Raw genomic sequence first — 17,633 nt, 5'->3', positions numbered from 1 at the left:
ACACAAAACTTTGGGATGCTATAATACAAAAAGGTGGGACTTTTCCACCAAAATCCTATCATATTTTTTCTCTCTTATGGAAGAGGAAAGGAGCCTTACTTATGAAGCAGGCAACACTTGTTGCGCCCAAAACATTTGAAATCAGCGAAGTTCCTGTTCCGCAGATTGCCCCGAATCAGGCCCTGATTAAGGTTCGTGCCGTTGGAATTTGCGGCTCCGACATTCATGCATATTATGGAAAACATCCCTTCATGAGCTGCCCCATCACGCTCGGCCACGAGGCCAGCGGCGATGTTGTAGAAATCGGCGCAGACGTTAAAAACGTCAAAATCGGCGACCGTGTGGTCATGCGTCCGCAGAAAATCTGCAAAACCTGCTCGCTGTGCAAATCCGGCCGCTACAACATCTGTAAGAGCCTTGAGGTTCTCGGATGCCAGTGTGCGGGCGCCTGCTCTGATTTTTATGCCGTCGATGCAGACCTGCTCTATCAGATTCCGGACGATGCCGATTACGACGTCGGCACCGTCATTGAGCCGCTTGCCGTCGGCGTTCACGCGGTCCGCCGCGTAGGCGATATCACCGGCATGAACGTTCTGGTCATCGGCGCCGGAACCATCGGCAATGTGGTTGCCCAGAGTGCGAAGGCGCTTGGCGCAGGCAGCGTCATGGTCTCTGACGTTTCTGAGTTCAAGCTCAACATGGCAAAGGCGTGCGGCGTGGATCATATCGTCAATGTCGCAAAAGAGGATCTTGCCGAAGTCATCCGCAACACCTACGGAGAAGACGGCGTAGACGTCGTCTTTGAGTGCAGCGCCAACCCGAACGCGCTCAATCAGCTGCTCGACATCGGCCGCAAGGGGATCACGATGGTCATCGTCGGCGTATACGGCGGCCTGGCCAACATCAACATGGCAAACGTTCAGGATCGCGAATACAACCTGATCGGCACGCTCATGTATCTGCACGAGGATTACGTGACTGCAATTGAGCTGCTTGCAAACAAAAAAGTAGACCTCAAAGCGCTCATCACGAGAGAGTTCCCTCTCGATCAGATTTCCGACGCCTATCATTACATCGAGAACAATAAAGACGAAGCGCAGAAAGTCATTCTGACCGTCTAAGCGCATCGCCTATTTAAAAATTTCTATTCAAACCGGCATGGCGCGCCTGAGAAGCAGTTCCCCTCCATCTGCACGAATTTGTGGGATGGAGGGTTGTTTTCGCGCAGCATGCCGGTTTTGTTTTGCCAAATTCCGCAAAACGGCGGACATCCTGCTCTGTGTTCCGACATCCGCATCGGTGCGCGTTGTAAACGCCAATTCAGCGCGCGATTCCCCCGGTCATTTGTTTTTTTGCGGTTGCGCGGCGTTTTCGCCAGCAACATTAGGAAAATACGGCTGCAAAAAAGAGCGTCTGTGATTCACTCGTACCACAGACGCTCTTTGCACTGCATGATCGCAGGCTAAAAGCCAGAAGTCCGTGCGCACCGCGCACAGACCGGGCGTTCTTTACCTGTACGGGAACGATATCCCAATTATTTGGTTCCAAAAATCCGGTCGCCGGCATCGCCAAGGCCCGGAACAATATAGCCAATATCATTGAGATGGCTGTCCACAGAAGCGCAGTACACATGGACATCCGGATGTGCTGCAGTCAGCGCCTCGATGCCTTCCGGCGCAGCGATGATGCACATGAATTTGATGCTCTTCGGGCAGCTGCGCTTGATGATGGTAATTGCATCAATTGCGGAACCGCCGGTTGCCAGCATCGGATCGAGGACGATCACGTCGCGTTCCGGAATATCGCTCGGCAGTTTGTTGTAATACTCGACCGGCTTTAAGGTCGTCTCGTCACGGTAAAGGCCGATATGACCGACTTTTGCAGCCGGCACCAGATTCAAAACGCCGTCCACCATACCCAGGCCGGCGCGCAGGATCGGAACAAACGCAAGCTTCCGTCCGGCAATCACTTTGGTAACCGCCTTGCCCATCGGTGTCTCAATTTCAATATCCTCCAGCGGCAGGTCGCGCGTTGCCTCATAGCACATCAGCGTCGCGATCTCGCTGACCAGTTCCCGGAACTCCTTCGAGCCGGTTTTTTTGTCCCGCAGATGCGTCAGCTTGTGCTGAATCAGCGGATGATCCATGACAAATACATTGCTGTCCATGTGTGTTCTTCTCCTTTTATTTTGATTTCTAAATGTTATCGTTCTCCGTTTTCAATCTCTGCAATCTGCGCAATCCGGCGGGCATGGCGTCCGCCCTCAAACGGTGTTTCCAGAAATATTTTTGCAAGCTCCACTGCGGTCTCTTCTGAAATAACCCGGCCGCCCATGCAGAGAATATTCGAATCATTGTGGCGTCTGGTCATTTCTGCACAAAACGCATTTGTACAGACTGCCGCCCGGATTCCCTTGACTTTATTGGCCGCGATGGAAATCCCGATTCCGGTTCCGCAGCAAAGGATCCCCTTTTCTGCTTTTCCGGAGGTTACCGCCCGTGCGACTGCAACCGCAAACGGTGCATAGTCAACAGACGCCTCACTGTCCGTACCGAAATCCTCATAGGCAATTCCGGCCGAATCGAGATAGGCCTTAACCGCTTCTTTTAAACGAAACCCTCCGTGGTCAGCTCCCAATGCAAGCATGATATTCCCTCCGAGTTATGATTTTCGTGCACGTTGTGCCTGCGGCGGACGCAAATAAACCGGTGCAAGCCGGTCCGCGGAGATGACCTCCCCGCGCAAGAACGCGTCGTAAGCTGCGGCTGCAACACCGGACGCCCGCTGATACCGAATTGCTTCCGGCACCAAAGCGGCTTTGATCTCTGAAAAGCGCTGTTCCTTGGCAGCGCATAGTTCGGCTCCGTCTCCGACAAGATAAATCGGTTTTTGATAGGTACTGCATTCCGCTGCAAGATCCTCCATGGCAATCGCGCGATCGGGTGTCAATCGCCGGAGCACACCGCCCTCACAGGAAAACAGCGCGTTATAAACCTGTCCGCAGCGCGCATCCATTACCGCGCAGAGGATCCCCTCCGTCGCCGTCAAATTCCGCGCCATGGCTTCTAGTGAGGAAATCCCGACGCAAGGCTTGTCAAACGGCATCGCAAGTCCCTTGACACAGGAAACGCCAATCCGCACGCCGGTAAAGGATCCCGGCCCTTCGGATACTGCGAACAAATCGATCTCTGCGAGCGAAACGCCTGTGCACTGCAAGAGGTTTTCAAGCATCGGCATCAGCGTCCGGCTGTGTTTTTGCCGGGTGTTCACAAAGAATTCCCCGCAAATTTTTCGGTCTTCCGAAAGACAAACCGACGCTGTTACTGCGGAAGAATCCACCGCAAGAATTTTCATTGTGCCGATTCCTCCTTTGTTTGCGAGTCAAGCCCCGGCAGCCCGCTGATTTCAAAAACCCGGTCGTTTTCTGCTTCTCCGCGGGAAACCGCGATTCGGATCGTCTCCGCCGGCAAGGCGTCTTCGACGTTTTCGCTCCATTCCACCACGAGAACGCCGTCCCCGTCCAGATAATCAAAAAAGCCGCAGGAATACAGATCGTCCCAGCCCGTGATCCGATACATATCAAAATGATAGATCGGGACCCGTCCGGCATATTCCCGGACAATCGTAAACGTGGGGCTCGACACTGCTGAAGAAGCGCCCAGTCCGCGCGCAAGTCCGCGGGTAAAAACGGTCTTTCCCATTCCCATTCCGCCGGAAAACGCGAGAACCTCTCCGCCTGAAAGCAGGGCGGCAACTCGTTTCCCAAGCTGTTCTGTTTCCTGCGGAGAATGTGTTATCCATTGTGCCACGCATCGGCGCCTCCTGTTCCTTCCTGTCTAATATTTTATTTTACCACAAACCGGCGCCAGCGAAAAGAGCCTTTTCATAAAAAGAATGATTTTTTACAGAACCCTATACAGATTCTGAAAACCGAACTCACATGTGACAGAAAAATTGCTACACAAGGGATTAACCTCCATGCTGTGCAGTTTAGAGCAATACACGCCAAGCACTCAATTTATGAACTCTGTTAATTCAAAAACAATCTTTTTAAAAAATTCATCGCATTTGCTTGACACTAGATCCAAATTATGCTATATTAGGCCTCGTAGTCAAAAAGCACTCGCGTGACAACATAAACAACAAAAAATCATTTTTGATTTTTGCAAAATTTAGATGCATTTGCTTTTATTGTTGTTATAAATTTCGAAAGGCGTTCTATAAAAGTAAGCCTGTATGTCACAAAACGATTTTTCTTTTACAATTTTCGATTTTCCCTCCAAAATTTTATAAGGCTCTGCTTTCTTTGCGCTGTTCCAAAAGGTATACCTTTTGGAACAGCCTTTTTTGGGCACTTACACCCGGTGTAAGTGCCTTTTTTGCGTGTTCTTTTACCTATACTTTTTTAATATAAATAGGAAACAAGCATAAAAAGCAGCACGAGAGAAGCTGCTTTTCAATAAAAAGGAGGTATTCATTCATGAAAAAACAAACCCTTTCTCTCCTACTCGCCCTGCTGCTCCTGATGACCGCTCTCGCGGGCTGCTCCGGCGGAACCGGCACAGACGCATCCGTTTCAGAGAGCGCATCTTCAGAAGCACAAAGCAGCACTCCCGCAGAGGATTCTTCTGCAGCTGAGACGCCGAGCATCGATCCCTGCACCATCACCTACTGGGAAATGCTCTGGGGACCCGCGGAATCGCACGAAGCCGCGACAAAAAAGGTTGTCGATCAATTCAATGCCGAAAACGAGTACGGCATCACGGTCGACGTGCAAATGATCCCCTGGGAAGGCTACTACCAGACGTTCCTGACCGCCGTCACGAGCGGCGCCGCGCCTGACGTCGCAACCGGCGCAACACCGCAGCCGATCCAGTACGCCGTGATGGGCGAAAGTCTCGATCTCGACCCGATCATGGAGCAGTGGAAGGCCGAAGGCAGTTCTGTTCTGACGGAAATTTCGGACGATCTCTGGGAATTTTTCCAGTATGAAGGCAAACAGTACGGAATCGCCTTCGGCCTGGATCCCAAAACGATCAACTACCGGACAGATTATTTTGAAGAGGCCGGAATTACGGAGCTTCCGACCACCTGGGATGAATTTGCCGACACCCTGCGAACCATTAAAGAAACATTTCCGGATAAAATCCCGATGGCCTTTGCCTGCCAGGATTCCACCTGCAACCACATCATGTCCGTATTCCTTGCTTCCAACGAAACCGGCTTTGTCACAGCGGATCTGAAGCCGAATTTCTCCAGCAAGGAGGGGCTTGAGGTTCTGAACTTCTTTAAGCTGCTCTACGATGAAGAGCTGGCTTCCCGCGGCGCTCCGGGCTATGCAGATGCCGACGTCCAAAAGCTTTATATGTCCGGAGAATGCGTTATCTGGGGCGGTGCTGCACCAAATATTGTCGACGGCACAGAGCTTGCAAAGGTAACGGGCATTCTTCCTCCGCTGACCGGTCCGAGCGCCAAAAAAGGTGAGTACATTGTCTGCCCGAACGGCATCATGGGATTTGCGCAGAGCGAAAATCCGGACGCGGCGCGCGCCTTCATCAAATGGTGGACCGAAAACAACCTCATCGTCTTTACAGAAGGCAAGCAGGGCAATTTCCCGGCGCGTTCCTCATACTATTCGGATTCCTATTACACCGAAAACCAGTTAAAGGTTGACATCTACAATAACTGCGTCTCTTCCGCGTTTTCGATGATCTACCCGGTCGCAACGCTGTATCCGCAGTTCTCTCAGCTCGAGGGCGAGCAAACTTACGGCAGTCCTGCGCGTGAAATCATGACCGGTGAAGACCCGGTGGCAGTTGCCGAAAAATACGACGCGGAAATTCAAAAAGTACTCGACGAATATGCAGACGATTAACTTGCCGCGACCTCCTGAATCGCGCATTTGAGACCCGGCCGCCGGATAGAAGATCGCGTTCTGTCCGGCGGTCTGCTTTAAAAAAGGAGATGAACATCGGTGCAGCGTTCCGAAAGCAGCCGGGGAACCGGTAAACGCAAAGCTGCCAGGCTCGAAAGCAAGCGTCTGGGCTATTTTCTTACCATTCCATCCAGCATTCTGATTCTGGCCATCAGCTTCTACCCGCTGATTCAGGGAATTTCCCTGAGCTTTGAAAGCTATAACCTAATGAAGCCCAAGAAGCGAAAATTTGTCGGGTTTGATAATTTTAAAGAGCTACTCTTTTCAGACAACGAATTTCACAGCGTCCTGTTCTATTCTTTCGTTTATACCATCGCCGTCGTTTTACTCGCCTATGTTTTCGGCCTGTTTTTGGCCATGCTCCTAAAACGGGATATCAAAGGCCGTGGAATCTATCGGACGCTGGTGCTTTTGCCCTGGGTCGTCGCGCCGTCGATTGCGGCGATCAACTGGCTCTGGCTTTTAAATGACCAGATCGGCTTTATCAACAATGTCCTGCAAAAAATCGGGCTGATTTCAAAGCCTATTCTCTTTATCGCAGAGCCGAAGATCGCCCAGATTACAGTCATTTTCACGAGTGTCTGGCGCTCGTTCCCATTTATGCTGATCGTTGTCCTCGCCGGGCTGCAAAGCATTCCGAAGGATTTATATGAATCCGCCTACATTGACGGCGCCGGCTTTTGGAAATCCTTTTTCCATATTACCATGCCCATGATCCGCGGCGTCAGCACCGTCTGTATCATTTTGCAGCTCATCTGGACCTTCAATAACTTCGAAAATATCTATCTGCTCACCAACGGCGGACCGAATGATGCAACGTACACGCTCCCCATTTTGACCTATTTCACGGCGTTTTTCCGCAGCAAAATCGGTTACGCGTCCGCAATTGCGACGCTGATGCTCGTTGTCCTGCTCGTCATCAGCCTCATCTATCTCAAAATTCAAAAGAACCGGGAAAACGGATAAGAAAGGAGTGCTTGTATTTTGAATCGCGAAAAAAGATCTCTTCGAAAAAAATACATCGGAGATGCCCTGACGCATATCGTGCTGATCTGTATTATTTTTTGTACCAGCCTGCCTTTTTTGTCCATGCTTGGAATTTCACTTAAAACGTCGGAGGCCGCATTGACAACCAAGGGATTGTTTCCGGAAAAATGGTCGGATTTCAGTGTGGAGTCCTTCGTAAAGGTCCTGACCAAAACCACTTTTGGCCGGAATATGCTCAACAGCGCCATCGTTGCAATCGTCGTCACCGTCACCTGCATCGTAATTGCCGCTCTGGCGGGCTATGCGATTGCGCGCTTCCGCGGCCGGTATTTCAGCTTTTACTCCATTTTACTGCTGCTCTTGCAGATGTTCCCGACTATGCTGCTGCTCATGCCGCTTTACGTGCTGTTTAACAAGCTCAATCTTATCAACACGATGGGCTCTGTCATCATCAGCTATGTCACCATGAACCTGGCGTTTTCCATCTGGATGCTCAAAGGCTTTTTCGACTCGATCCCGGCAGAACTCGAGCAGGCCGCCATGGTAGACGGCTGCACACAGTTTACCGCTTATCTCAAGGTTGTCATCCCGGTTTCCCTTCCGGGCGTTGCAACCGTCGGGATTTTCACCTTTATCAATTCCTGGAACGAATACACCCTCGCCAGCATTTTCCTGCGCAAGGACCAGGCGATGACGATGACAGTCGGTCTGCAAAAATTCGTCCAGCAAAATGGTGCCGACTGGTCGCTTTTGATGGCGGCCTCCACCATCGCAACCATTCCGACGCTCATCTTCCTTTTGTTCGCACAGCGGTATCTGATTGAGGGCATGACTGCAGGCGCTGTAAAAGGATAAATGCAGTTACGCGCGCGTCACTGATTTTTCCAATTTTACATTCCAATTTCAGTAAATACTCCATATATTTTTTGAACGTCATTCTATTCTTTTCTCATTATTTTAAAAGGATCTGTTTACAAGCGCGTCAGATGTGGTATATAATGCAGTTGTTCAGAACTTCTTGCTGGGGCTGCCGGCTCAGGTCATCTTTTCAGCCGGCTGTATGTATAACTTTATTTCATATTTAGGAGGAAACAACATGGAGGCAAAATTGGACACAACACGGGTCATGCAAATCGGGATTTTGACGCACAATATCCAGGACACCGCAGAAAAGTGGGCGAAATTTTTAGGGATTCCGGTTCCGGAGGTTTTCCATTCCGACGGTTATGACAAAACCGCTGCGGAATATTACGGAAAGCCCTGCTACGGAAGATGCTATCAGGCATTCATCAATTTTGAAAACATCCAGATTGAATTCATTCAGCCGGACGAGGAACCTTCCATCTGGCGCGAGTGTCTTGACCGCGACGGCGAAGGCCTGCATCATCTCGCGTTCGGTGTCAAAAATATGGCCGAAAATGTCAAGAAATGCGAAGACGGCGGATGGGGTCTCCAGCAAAAGGGCGAATATACCGGCGGACGGTACGCGTATCTCAATTCGATCGGCGATCTGAAAATGATCACGGAATTCTTAGAGAATGACTAAAATCAGGAGGGAAACAACATGGAACCCAAAATGGATGGAAGTCGGGTGATCCAGATCGGCATTCTGTCGCACGACGTTCGTGCCACTGCGAAAAAATGGGCCGACTTCCTACAGGTACCGGTCCCGGAAATCGAAGTTTCTCCCGGATACGAAAAATCGCAGGCCGTTTATCGCGGAAAACCCTGCGAGGGGCTTTTATATCAGGCATTTTTTGATTTTGAAAACATTCAGGTCGAAATCATCCAGCCGGCAGACGATACGCCGTCTATCTGGCGCGAATGTCTCGACCGTGACGGTGAAGGGCTGCATCACATTTCGTTCGGCGTCAAAAACATGGCCGGTAATCTGGAAGCTTGTGAAAAGCTCGGATTTTCCGTCCTGCAAAAGGGAGAATATACCGGCGGGCGATATGCCTATCTTGACGCACTCGGCAGCCTGAAAATCATTCTGGAATTTTTGGAGAACGACTAAATTCCAGTCATTTTTAAACGGAGGCTACAACTTGAACAAAACAGTTTTTATTTCCGGATGCGGACGCGGTCTCGGATTTTGCGTCCTGCAGCGGCATCTTTCTATGGGCGACCGGATTTTTGCGCAGGATTACCGGATCACGGATGAATTGCAGACACTTGCAGACGCACATCCGGAGCAGATCACGGTTACGGCCTGTGACATCGGCTCTACGGAATCGGTTGAGGCCGCCTGCAAAGCATTTTTTAAGCAGGCAAACCAGATTGATCTTCTCTATAACATTGCCGGCATCTACCGGTTCGAGGACAAAGTTCCGCTCAGGGAAACCAATATGGATACCTTTCTGGACATGTACAACATCAATGCGGTCGGTGCGCTCCGTGTCTGCAAAGGACTCTGGGACGCATTTCATCCCGGTTCCGTCATCATCAATATTTCTTCCGAAGCAGGCAGTGTTGGCGCCAGCGAGCGGAAACAGGAATATGCATACTGCATGTCCAAAGCCGCGATGAACATGGGCGCAAAAATTCTTTCCAACGAGCTTGCCGAACGGCAGGTCAAAGTGGTCAACCTGCATCCGGGCTGGATGCGCACCGTGATGGGCGGCGCACTTGCCGCGCAAATGACAGATCTTTCGGTTTCTCCGGAAAAAAGTGCCGAGGATATTGTCGCCATCGCGCTTGATGCGCCGAATTTCCCGGACAACATCACTTATATGGAACACACCCGCAAACCTCTGCCCTGGTAATCTTTCGAAACCCATAAACATACAAAAAAGCAAAAACCCGTAAGCGTGCCACTTTCTTCCGGCCGTTGCGGATTTTTGCTTTTTATTTTTGCGTTTTTTATTCAAGACAGGAAGATTCCCATGCGAGTCTGCCGAAAAAGCGATTGTCCGCCGCAAGGTCGGTTCTCTCTTCTCTGCCAAATTTTCAAAGCTGCGTGCTGAACCGCTGCGCGTTCCTGCCCCCGTTTTCAAAAACGGCCGCCAACCAAGCCCCGCCGAAGTCAAAAAATAAAACCGCTAACCAAACCGCCGGTCACAAAACCCAAACGGTACGAACGGAATCGTTTCAGAAAGCGTTTTCTGCCTGGTTTGCAAAAGGACTGCAAAATGGTCTGTCACAATTTTCGGCGATCCCATCGACCTGCTGTCATTGACCTAAAAAGTGTTTGCTGCGTGCAAGTTTGCACCACCGGGCAAATCAGCAAGTCTCTCCATCTTCCAAAAGGGCCCTGTAGGCAGAAATCAGCGCCTCCAACGAATACCGGCAGTTTGCCGGACTGGTCGAAGGCAGCACCCTTGCGTGAATGCCGGTCTGCGGAAAGCAGAGTCTTTCATAAAGCTGTCCCGCTTTGGAGCCGGTTGTAAAAACCGAACGGATTTCTGTCTGCTGCAAAATCGGCAAAAGGTCATTGGCCTGTGGAATGCGGATCGACTGGTCCCCGGCGCCTGCAATTTCACAATCGTGCAGAACATCCCAAAGCGCAATTCCGTGCCGGAGCAAAAACGCCGTACGCGAGGCGGTATCCGCCCGGATTTCCTCCTGAAAAACACCGGAAAGAACCCGCCAAAACCGATTTTGCGGATGTGCATAGTAAAATCCCAGTTCTCGAGATTTCGGAGACGGCATAGAGCCTAACAGCAGCACCCGGGAATTCCGGTCAAAAATCGGTGCAAGCGGGTGAATAACCCGCGTGTATTCCATCAGTCTTCAAACAGCGGCGTGCTGAAATAGCGCTCGGCAGTATCCGGCAGAATCGTGACAACGGTTTTTCCTTCTCCCAGAACTTCTGCCAATTTTAAGGCAGCCGCCACGTTGGTTCCGCTGGAAATACCGCACATCAGGCCTTCCAGCCGTGCCAAGTCCTTGGCTGTCTGGATGGCTTCTTCATCTGTTACAATATAAACCTTGTCATAAATCGACTGGTTGAGATTATCCGGAATCAGTCCATCTCCAATTCCCATCTGCAGGTGCGTGCCGATATTGCCGCCCGCCAGAATGGCCGCATGCTCCGGTTCCACTGCCCAAATCACCGTCTTGGGGTTATGCGCCTTTAAGACCTCGCCGACACCGGAAATCGTCCCGCCGGTTCCGACCCCGGAACAGAATCCGTCAATCGGGCAGGCTGCCTGTTCCAGAATTTCCAACGCCGTATGCAGCCGGTGAACCTGCGGGTTTGCCGGGTTGGAAAACTGCTCCGGAACATATACGTGCGGATCGTTCGCCGCAAGTTCATCCGCCAGCGCACGGCAGCGCGCAATGCAGTCGCCGATGTTGCCGTCGTCATGAACCAGACGAACCTCTGCGCCGTAGTGTTCGACAAGCCTGCGGCGCTCCGGGCTGACCGAGTCCGGCATAATAATGATCGTCTTATATCCGCGGATCGCACCCACCAGCGCAAGACCGATTCCCTGATTTCCGCTGGTCGGCTCCACAATCACGGTATCCGGGTGGATCCGGCCGGCTTTTTCTCCTTCTTCAATCATATTCAGCGCGGTTCGGGTCTTAATGGAGCCTCCGACATTCAGTCCCTCATATTTTACCAAAATTTGTGCTGATCCGGGCTTTACCATCCGGCCCAGGCGGATCAGCGGTGTGTGTCCAATTGCTTCCAATACATGATTGTAAATCATTTATATGTCCCCCTGCGTTGACAAATGTTCCTATTCTCAGTCTATGCCCTGTCCTTCCCCCTTGCGACAGCAGGGCACCGTACAAACTTATCATGCTCGCCGGTTAAAGTCAAGATTTTCCGGCAAGCATCCTGTTAAATACTGGTTTTATTCCGAAAATCGCAGTCAAAACACAAAAAGCCGCCTGTCCGCCGCCAAGAGGCAGCGCGCAAAGGACGGTCTTTTCCTATTTTTGTAATAATTCCAAAAGGAACGGCGTCGCGCGTTCAAAGCATGGCCCAAACCGCGCTTCTTGTCCTTCCTCCACCGTATATTCAATGCAACGGTGCGTATAGCGTACTGCAACCGAAAGGGCTTTTTCCAAAGAGAAATCGTTTAAAAGCGCCGCAAGCAATGCGCTGGAAAACAGATCTCCTGTGCCGTGAAAAAAGCCTTCCACATAAGGAGCATCCGTATAAACAAAACGGTCTATTCTCTTATCGTAGCAAGCCGCCCCCAAACGGCCCGCCTGCAGCGATACGCCGGTCAAAACGACACACGGCGCCCCCAGTTCCGTCAGCGCCAAAAGCAGCTCCCGCGTTTCCGCTTCGGTACACGGAACATGGTAAGGCCGATCAAGCAGAAATGCCGCTTCCGTACAATTCGGCACAATTAGGTCCGCCATCGCACAGAGTTTTCGCATCTCCTGTGCCATCCGTTCCGAATAGACAGCATAAAATGCGCCGTTATCCCCCATAACCGGATCGACCAAAATCAAATTGTCCTTTGTCCGGAATGCGCGGAACAGCTCCGCAATCCGGTCAATCTGCTGATATGAGCCGAGAAACCCGCTATACAGCGCGTCAAAAGAAAGTCCCAACGACTTCCAGTGCGCCGCAATCGGCGCAAGATCCTCGGTCAGATCCCGGTAAGTATACCCCGAAAATCCGCCGGTGTGTGTAGAAAGCACAGCCGTCGGCAGGACGCCCGTGTTGATCCCGGCTGCAGAAAGGATGGGCAGCGCAACGGTGATGGAGCATCGCCCGATACAGGAGATATCGTGAATGGCCAGCGCGCGCTTTTGTCTGTTTTTCTGTATCAAAACGCGAAGTTCCTCCGGTCTATAAACTCTAAGTTCTTCGTAAAACCTCTCTAAAAAGGAGAAGCGCCTATTTTGCCTGAATATAATTTAAAATCATATCAAAGGTCTGCCAAATAAATTCTTCGGAATACCCATGTTCCCGAATAAAATGATGTTCACGCGGCAGAATGCGTTCACAAATCGCAATCAGCTCATGATCGATGCACCGGCACATAAAATCGACATTTTCAAACGGGCGGATCGAGCCGTCTGCAATTCCTTCCGTAAAAAAGTCCATCTTGATATATCGGGAGGTTTCCCCTTTTTGATTGTATTTGACAAAATCTTCAGCAGCGCCGTCCTGTGGATACGGCCCAACAAAGCGCTGGTCAAATTCGTCCAGCAAACGGATTTTTTCCATATTGGAAATATAATTTTGACAGGTAATTCGCATACAGGCCGCATACTTTTCAAACCCGTTTTTTTCTTTATCAAACGAATCCCGCGGCGGGAGCGCATTGAGCTCACGGATGACCTCCGACGTCACATAGAGCGCAATACTGTCCTTACTGGAAAATCTGCGGTAAAGTGTTCTGCGGCTGATTCCGGAGCGTTCGGCAATCACCTTCATCTCCGTCTGCGCAATGCCCTGCTGTAAGAACAGTTCCTTGGACACCATAATGATCCGCATATCAATTTCGTCAAAAAATCTGTCCATGTTCGCCTCCTGCCGATTTGTATAAAGTATTCCATCCCAACTTGATATAGGGACACAGCCAAACTGAAACCCCATTCAGGGGTCTCCGCATTTTGCAGTTTGCCGTCCCCGAAATGCCTCTCAATAGAAACAAGAATGCCCGTCCGCCTGAAAGACGGCAGGCATTTTTCTTTCATAGAAGGACTCTGCGCGAATCAATATGCATCCGTAAGCGGGTTTAGAGAACCGTAGCCATGATCCTCCGGCGAATCCAAAAACTGAATTGCCTTGCCCGCACCGCGAACCACACAGGTTACGGGATCTTCCGCAACCACAACCGGCACCCGCGTTTTTTTCGCAATCAGAACATCCAAACCATAGATTTCCGCCGATCCGCCAGTCAGAATAATGCCGTCTGCATAGATGTCCCCGATGAGCTCCGGCGGCGTCTGTTCCAAAATGGACTGAATCGCCCGGACAATCCGCATCGCGGGCGTAATCATTGCCTCCAGCATCTCATCACAGGAAAGATCCGCCCACTGCGGAAGACCCGTCAGCGCGTTGCGGCCTTTTACACAGTGCCGAATCAGCTCTTTGCGCGGATACGCGCAGCCGACCGCCACCTTGATTTCCTCCGCCGTCCGTTTGCCGATGACCAGATTATATTTCCGCCGGACGTACCGGATGATGCTGTCGTCAAAGGTATCCCCTGCAATCCGCATCGAGGTGGAAACCGCGATATCGCACAGAGAAATGACACCAATATTGGTTGTACCGCCGCCGATATCGACAACCATACAGCCCCGCGGTGTCCCGATATCGACACCCGCGCCGAGCGCAGCGGCAATCGGTTCTTCAAGCAGGCTGATCTTTCGGACGCCGCAACTGTTGATTGCGTCCACCACCGCCCGTTTTTCGACCTCTGTCACACCGCAGGGAACCGAAACAACAACCCGCGGCATAAAGACTTTATTTAAATTGAGCTGCTTTAAATAATGATTCAAAATCACCTGTGCCATTCCAAAATCGGAAATAACACCGTTGGACAGCGGGTTGATCACTTCCAGCTTATCCGATGTTTTTCCCAGCATGGCAAATGCTTCATGTCCGATAGCGACAATTTCATCATTCACGGTATTATGCACGACAATTGCGGGTTCATTCACGACGACCCCTTTGCCGTCAAGATAAATTTTAATGGTTGACGTCCCCAGGTCAACCGCCATATCCGAACCTAACACGAACGATCACTTCCAGTCTGCCTTTGCGCCTTTTTTGCCCGGTTTCATGCGACTTCTCAGAATAATTATATAACATTGACAGCAATTTTACAATCCCTATTCTGAAATCCGATGCGGCTTTTTCCCCGCCTTTGCGGTGGCCAAACAGACGACGCCTGCCGCACCGCCGGAAAAGAGCGTCCGGGTGCATTCTGAAAGCGTTTCACCGGTCGTGACAATGTCATCGACCAGCAGATACCGCTTTCCGTCTACCGACGCCCGATCCCGCAGATGATAAACCTGTCGGACATTTTTTCGCCGGTCCTCCACGCCGAGTTGATGCTGCGGAAGATTGTCCCGGATTTTTTCGAGCGTTTCTTCATAAGGCAGCCCCAGCTTTTTCGCAATCGATTTTGCAAGCAGCGCTGATTGATTGTACCCGCGCGAAAGAAGCCGTTTCCGCGACAGCGGAACGTCCGTTACAACCGAAACACGGTCCAAAAACCCGCTTTTTTGAACTGCTTCTGCCATTTTGTCCGCAAAATACGGCGCATATTCTCGCCGGCCATAAAACTTAAACTGGATCAGCGCCCTCCTCAAGCCGCCCTGATAGGTACCGGGGGCCATTCCGTATACAACTTGCCTGTGCATGGGCAGCTGAAAGAAAACAGGATCGGGAAAGACTTCCTTTTCACAGTCCGGACAGGCCTGCAGCTCAGACGAAACCCGCTTTCCGCAAAACATGCAGCGCGGCGGGTACAGCAGCGCCAAAAGAGCGCGGAAAATCTTTTTCCAGTTCATTTGCCCTCACCTCCGCACAGCATGTACGAAAGTCCGGTATACCGGCGGGTTTTCCGGTCGTTTTCCACCATATTGGCCACGACCTGTTCCTGCCCAGCCAAAATCAAAAGCGACTTTGCGCGCGTAATGGCCGTATATAGTAAATTCCGGTACGCAAGCTGTTTCGGTCCGGGATACATCGGCATCACCACCGCGCTGAATTCACTGCCCTGGCTTTTATGTACCGTCAGCGCATAGGCAAGTTCCAGTTCGGAGAGCAATTCAAAATCATACGGCACCAGTTTATCATCCATCTGCACCGTCACGGTTCCGCCGCGTCGGTCAATCTCCAGAACTACACCGATATCGCCGTTAAAAACGCCTTCGCCGGAGGTTTCATCCGTCCGTACCCAGGGCTGCTGGTAGTTATTTCGGATTTGAATCACCTTGTCCCCTTCGCGCAGAAGAGTCCCGCCGGCCTGCACTTCCTTTTTTTCCGGAGATGCCGGATTCAAAACCGCCTGCAGCCGGCGGTTCAGTTCTTGCGTACCCAAGTCTCCTTTTCGGCTCGGAGAAAGCACCTGGATATCCCAGAGCGGTGAAAACCCATACCGTCCCGGAAGCCGCTTTTCACAAAGTTCCAGAATCAATTCCGTGATTCCGCCCGCTGTACGCATGGGCAGGAAAAAGAAGTCCCGATCTTTTACATTCAGCACCGGCATCTCGCCCTGCACGATGCGGTGGGCATTCGTGACAATCAGGCTTTCCATCGCCTGTCGGAACACTTCCGTCAGCTGTACCGTCGGCAAAATTCCGGCTGTTAGCAGATCGCCTGCAATATTTCCGGGACCGACAGAAGGCAGCTGATCCTGATCCCCAACCAAAATTAACCGGCATCCAAGCGGCACCGCGCGAAGCAGGCTTTCAAACAGCAGAACGTCCACCATAGAGAGCTCATCGATCACCAGCGCGTCGCACTCCAGCAGGTTTTTCTCGTTTTTGGCAAAGGTCGGCCGGTCGTCTGCATCCCATTCCACCTGCAGCAGCCGGTGGATTGTTTTCGCTTCCTCTCCGGTCAGCTCGCTCATCCGTTTGGCAGCCCGTCCGGTCGGCGCCGCCAAAAGAACCGTTTCCCCTTTTTCCTTCAAAATGGAAATCATCGCTTGCAGCGTTGTCGTTTTTCCGGTACCCGGTCCGCCGGTCAGCAGCAAAAGGCCCTTTCCAAGCGCTTCCCGGATCGCCTCCTTTTGCTGCGGCGCATAGGAAAGCCCGGTGCGCGTTTCCACCGCACGAATATGGTTTTCAATTCCGGAAATGGATCTTGCCGGGTAGCGCACATGCATCCGAAGCCGGTGTGCAATATAGGATTCCGCCTTAAACAGCGGCATGGTGTAGATATATTCCGTTTCTGCAAATACCGCAGAAACAACGGTCTGCGTGTTTTTGAGTTCCTCCAGCGTCACGGCTGTCAGCGTTTCTTCCACACCAAGGAGCCGTGCCGCGGTTGCGGTCAGCTTCTGTGCAGGCAGGCAGGTGTGTCCGTTTCCCGCATTATGGCGCAAAACATAAAGCAGCCCTGCACGCACACGGTGCAGATCCTCCTGCGGCTTGTCCATCATCGCTGCAATCTCATCCGCACGAAGAAAATCGATCCCGATTCCGCCTTCGCACAAACAATACGGATCCTCCTGCATGCGGCTTGCATAGGAACTGCCGTAAAGCTTCCAGATTTTCACCGCCTCATTGGGATGAATTCCATACCGCCCGAGAGAAACCATCATTTCCCGCAAACCGCTGTCCCGCTGCAGCTCAGTGCTGATGCTCTGCGCTTTGGCGCGGGTTATCCCTTTGATCTGGCACAGGCGCAGAGGCTCCTCCTCCATGACCCGCAATGCGTCCGCGCCGAACAGTGCGACAATTTTTTCTGCCGTTTTGGCTCCGACGCCCTTGACCGCGCCGGAGCTGAGATATTTTAAAATTGCTTCTGCAGTTTCCGGGCGTTCCCGTTTTACAGAATCCGCTTTGAACTGCTCCCCGAAATTCGGATGCCGCGTCCAGACGCCTGTCACGGTAATGGTTTCCCCTACACGGACACCGGGCATCGTCCCGATGACCGTGTAGAGTTCGTCTCCCACTGCAAGCTCTGCGACCGTATATCCGTTTTTTTCATTTCGGAAGATCAGCTCTTCCACTGAGCCGGTCATCTGATAGCGTGCATGTTCTTCCATTGCATTCCCCTGTTTCTTCCTGCCGTTCCTGATCCAGGACGGAAAACGGCCTTCTGTTCGCACTTTTACGC

Annotated in this window: 18 protein-coding genes; 7 read left to right on the top strand and 11 right to left on the bottom strand. The window is 51.6% G+C overall.

What is annotated here, in order from left to right:
- Positions 1-101 precede the first annotated feature (101 nt).
- Entirely contained in the window at positions 102-1,121 is a 1,020-nt protein-coding gene (locus tag IAG03_RS01915) for a zinc-dependent alcohol dehydrogenase (protein WP_249318005.1), read from the top strand.
- A 413-nt stretch (positions 1,122-1,534) separates the two neighbouring features.
- On the opposite strand, the gene upp is transcribed toward IAG03_RS01915, so the two are convergent.
- Genes upp through tsaE form a run of 4 tightly spaced genes read right to left on the bottom strand, consistent with a single transcriptional unit; the run spans position 1,535 to position 3,809 of the window.
- Positions 1,535-2,167: a uracil phosphoribosyltransferase gene (gene upp / locus IAG03_RS01910; RefSeq protein WP_249318003.1), complete on the bottom strand. Its 633-nt coding sequence runs from the start codon at positions 2,165-2,167 to the stop codon at positions 1,535-1,537.
- Between the two features lie 35 nt (positions 2,168-2,202).
- Positions 2,203-2,646, bottom strand: coding sequence for a ribose 5-phosphate isomerase B (gene rpiB / locus IAG03_RS01905; protein WP_283242930.1), 444 nt, complete (start codon positions 2,644-2,646; stop codon positions 2,203-2,205).
- A gap of 15 nt (positions 2,647-2,661) precedes the next feature.
- Positions 2,662-3,354, bottom strand: coding sequence for a tRNA (adenosine(37)-N6)-threonylcarbamoyltransferase complex dimerization subunit type 1 TsaB (gene tsaB / locus IAG03_RS01900; RefSeq protein ID WP_249318002.1), 693 nt, complete (start codon positions 3,352-3,354; stop codon positions 2,662-2,664).
- The gene (gene tsaE / locus IAG03_RS01895) at positions 3,351-3,809 is read right to left on the bottom strand and encodes a tRNA (adenosine(37)-N6)-threonylcarbamoyltransferase complex ATPase subunit type 1 TsaE (protein WP_249318001.1); all 459 of its coding nucleotides are present in this window, start codon (positions 3,807-3,809) and stop codon (positions 3,351-3,353) included. The genes tsaB and tsaE overlap by 4 nt, the downstream gene beginning before the upstream one ends.
- A gap of 671 nt (positions 3,810-4,480) precedes the next feature.
- On the opposite strand from tsaE, the gene IAG03_RS01890 reads away from it, so the two are divergent.
- The 6 genes from IAG03_RS01890 (at position 4,481) to IAG03_RS01865 (ending at position 9,687) form a co-directional block, all read left to right on the top strand.
- Entirely contained in the window at positions 4,481-5,875 is a 1,395-nt protein-coding gene (locus IAG03_RS01890) for an ABC transporter substrate-binding protein (protein WP_249318000.1), read from the top strand.
- 99 nt (positions 5,876-5,974) lie between these two features.
- Positions 5,975-6,901: an ABC transporter permease subunit gene (locus IAG03_RS01885; RefSeq protein WP_249317999.1), complete on the top strand. Its 927-nt coding sequence runs from the start codon at positions 5,975-5,977 to the stop codon at positions 6,899-6,901.
- A 159-nt stretch (positions 6,902-7,060) separates the two neighbouring features.
- Positions 7,061-7,777 (top strand): carbohydrate ABC transporter permease, encoded by a 717-nt coding sequence (locus IAG03_RS01880; RefSeq protein ID WP_249317997.1) that lies wholly within the window; start codon positions 7,061-7,063, stop codon positions 7,775-7,777.
- 241 nt (positions 7,778-8,018) lie between these two features.
- Entirely contained in the window at positions 8,019-8,468 is a 450-nt protein-coding gene (locus tag IAG03_RS01875; RefSeq protein ID WP_249317996.1) for a VOC family protein, read from the top strand.
- An 18-nt stretch (positions 8,469-8,486) separates the two neighbouring features.
- Positions 8,487-8,939, top strand: coding sequence for a VOC family protein (locus IAG03_RS01870; protein ID WP_249317994.1), 453 nt, complete (start codon positions 8,487-8,489; stop codon positions 8,937-8,939).
- 31 nt (positions 8,940-8,970) lie between these two features.
- On the top strand, positions 8,971-9,687 hold the full coding sequence (locus IAG03_RS01865) for an SDR family NAD(P)-dependent oxidoreductase (protein WP_249317993.1): 717 nt from the start codon (positions 8,971-8,973) through the stop codon (positions 9,685-9,687).
- Positions 9,688-10,144: 457 nt separating this feature from the next.
- On the opposite strand, the gene IAG03_RS01860 is transcribed toward IAG03_RS01865, so the two are convergent.
- From IAG03_RS01860 to recD2, 7 genes are all read right to left on the bottom strand, one after another.
- Positions 10,145-10,648: a DNA-deoxyinosine glycosylase gene (locus IAG03_RS01860; protein ID WP_249317991.1), complete on the bottom strand. Its 504-nt coding sequence runs from the start codon at positions 10,646-10,648 to the stop codon at positions 10,145-10,147.
- Positions 10,648-11,577, bottom strand: a complete 930-nt coding sequence (gene cysK, locus IAG03_RS01855; protein ID WP_249317990.1) for a cysteine synthase A — start codon at positions 11,575-11,577, stop codon at positions 10,648-10,650. Before cysK ends, IAG03_RS01860 begins: the two co-directional genes overlap by 1 nt.
- Positions 11,578-11,803: 226 nt before the next feature.
- Entirely contained in the window at positions 11,804-12,655 is an 852-nt protein-coding gene (locus IAG03_RS01850) for a pyridoxamine kinase (protein ID WP_249318149.1), read from the bottom strand.
- A gap of 70 nt (positions 12,656-12,725) precedes the next feature.
- Complete coding sequence (locus IAG03_RS01845) at positions 12,726-13,355, bottom strand: TetR/AcrR family transcriptional regulator (protein ID WP_249317988.1); 630 nt, start codon at positions 13,353-13,355, stop codon at positions 12,726-12,728.
- A gap of 194 nt (positions 13,356-13,549) precedes the next feature.
- Complete coding sequence (mreB, locus tag IAG03_RS01840; RefSeq protein ID WP_249317986.1) at positions 13,550-14,575, bottom strand: rod shape-determining protein MreB; 1,026 nt, start codon at positions 14,573-14,575, stop codon at positions 13,550-13,552.
- Positions 14,576-14,671: 96 nt separating this feature from the next.
- Positions 14,672-15,355, bottom strand: a complete 684-nt coding sequence (locus tag IAG03_RS01835; protein ID WP_249317984.1) for a ComF family protein — start codon at positions 15,353-15,355, stop codon at positions 14,672-14,674.
- Positions 15,352-17,562, bottom strand: coding sequence for an SF1B family DNA helicase RecD2 (gene recD2 / locus IAG03_RS01830; protein WP_249317982.1), 2,211 nt, complete (start codon positions 17,560-17,562; stop codon positions 15,352-15,354). The genes IAG03_RS01835 and recD2 overlap by 4 nt, the downstream gene beginning before the upstream one ends.
- Positions 17,563-17,633: the final 71 nt, after the last annotated feature.

The organism is Yeguia hominis, assembly GCF_014384705.1.
Taxonomy (GTDB): Bacteria; Bacillota; Clostridia; order Oscillospirales; family Acutalibacteraceae; genus Yeguia; species Yeguia hominis.
The sequence above is the reverse complement of the archived record's forward strand: the minus strand, read 5'-3'. Positions and strand labels throughout refer to the sequence as shown.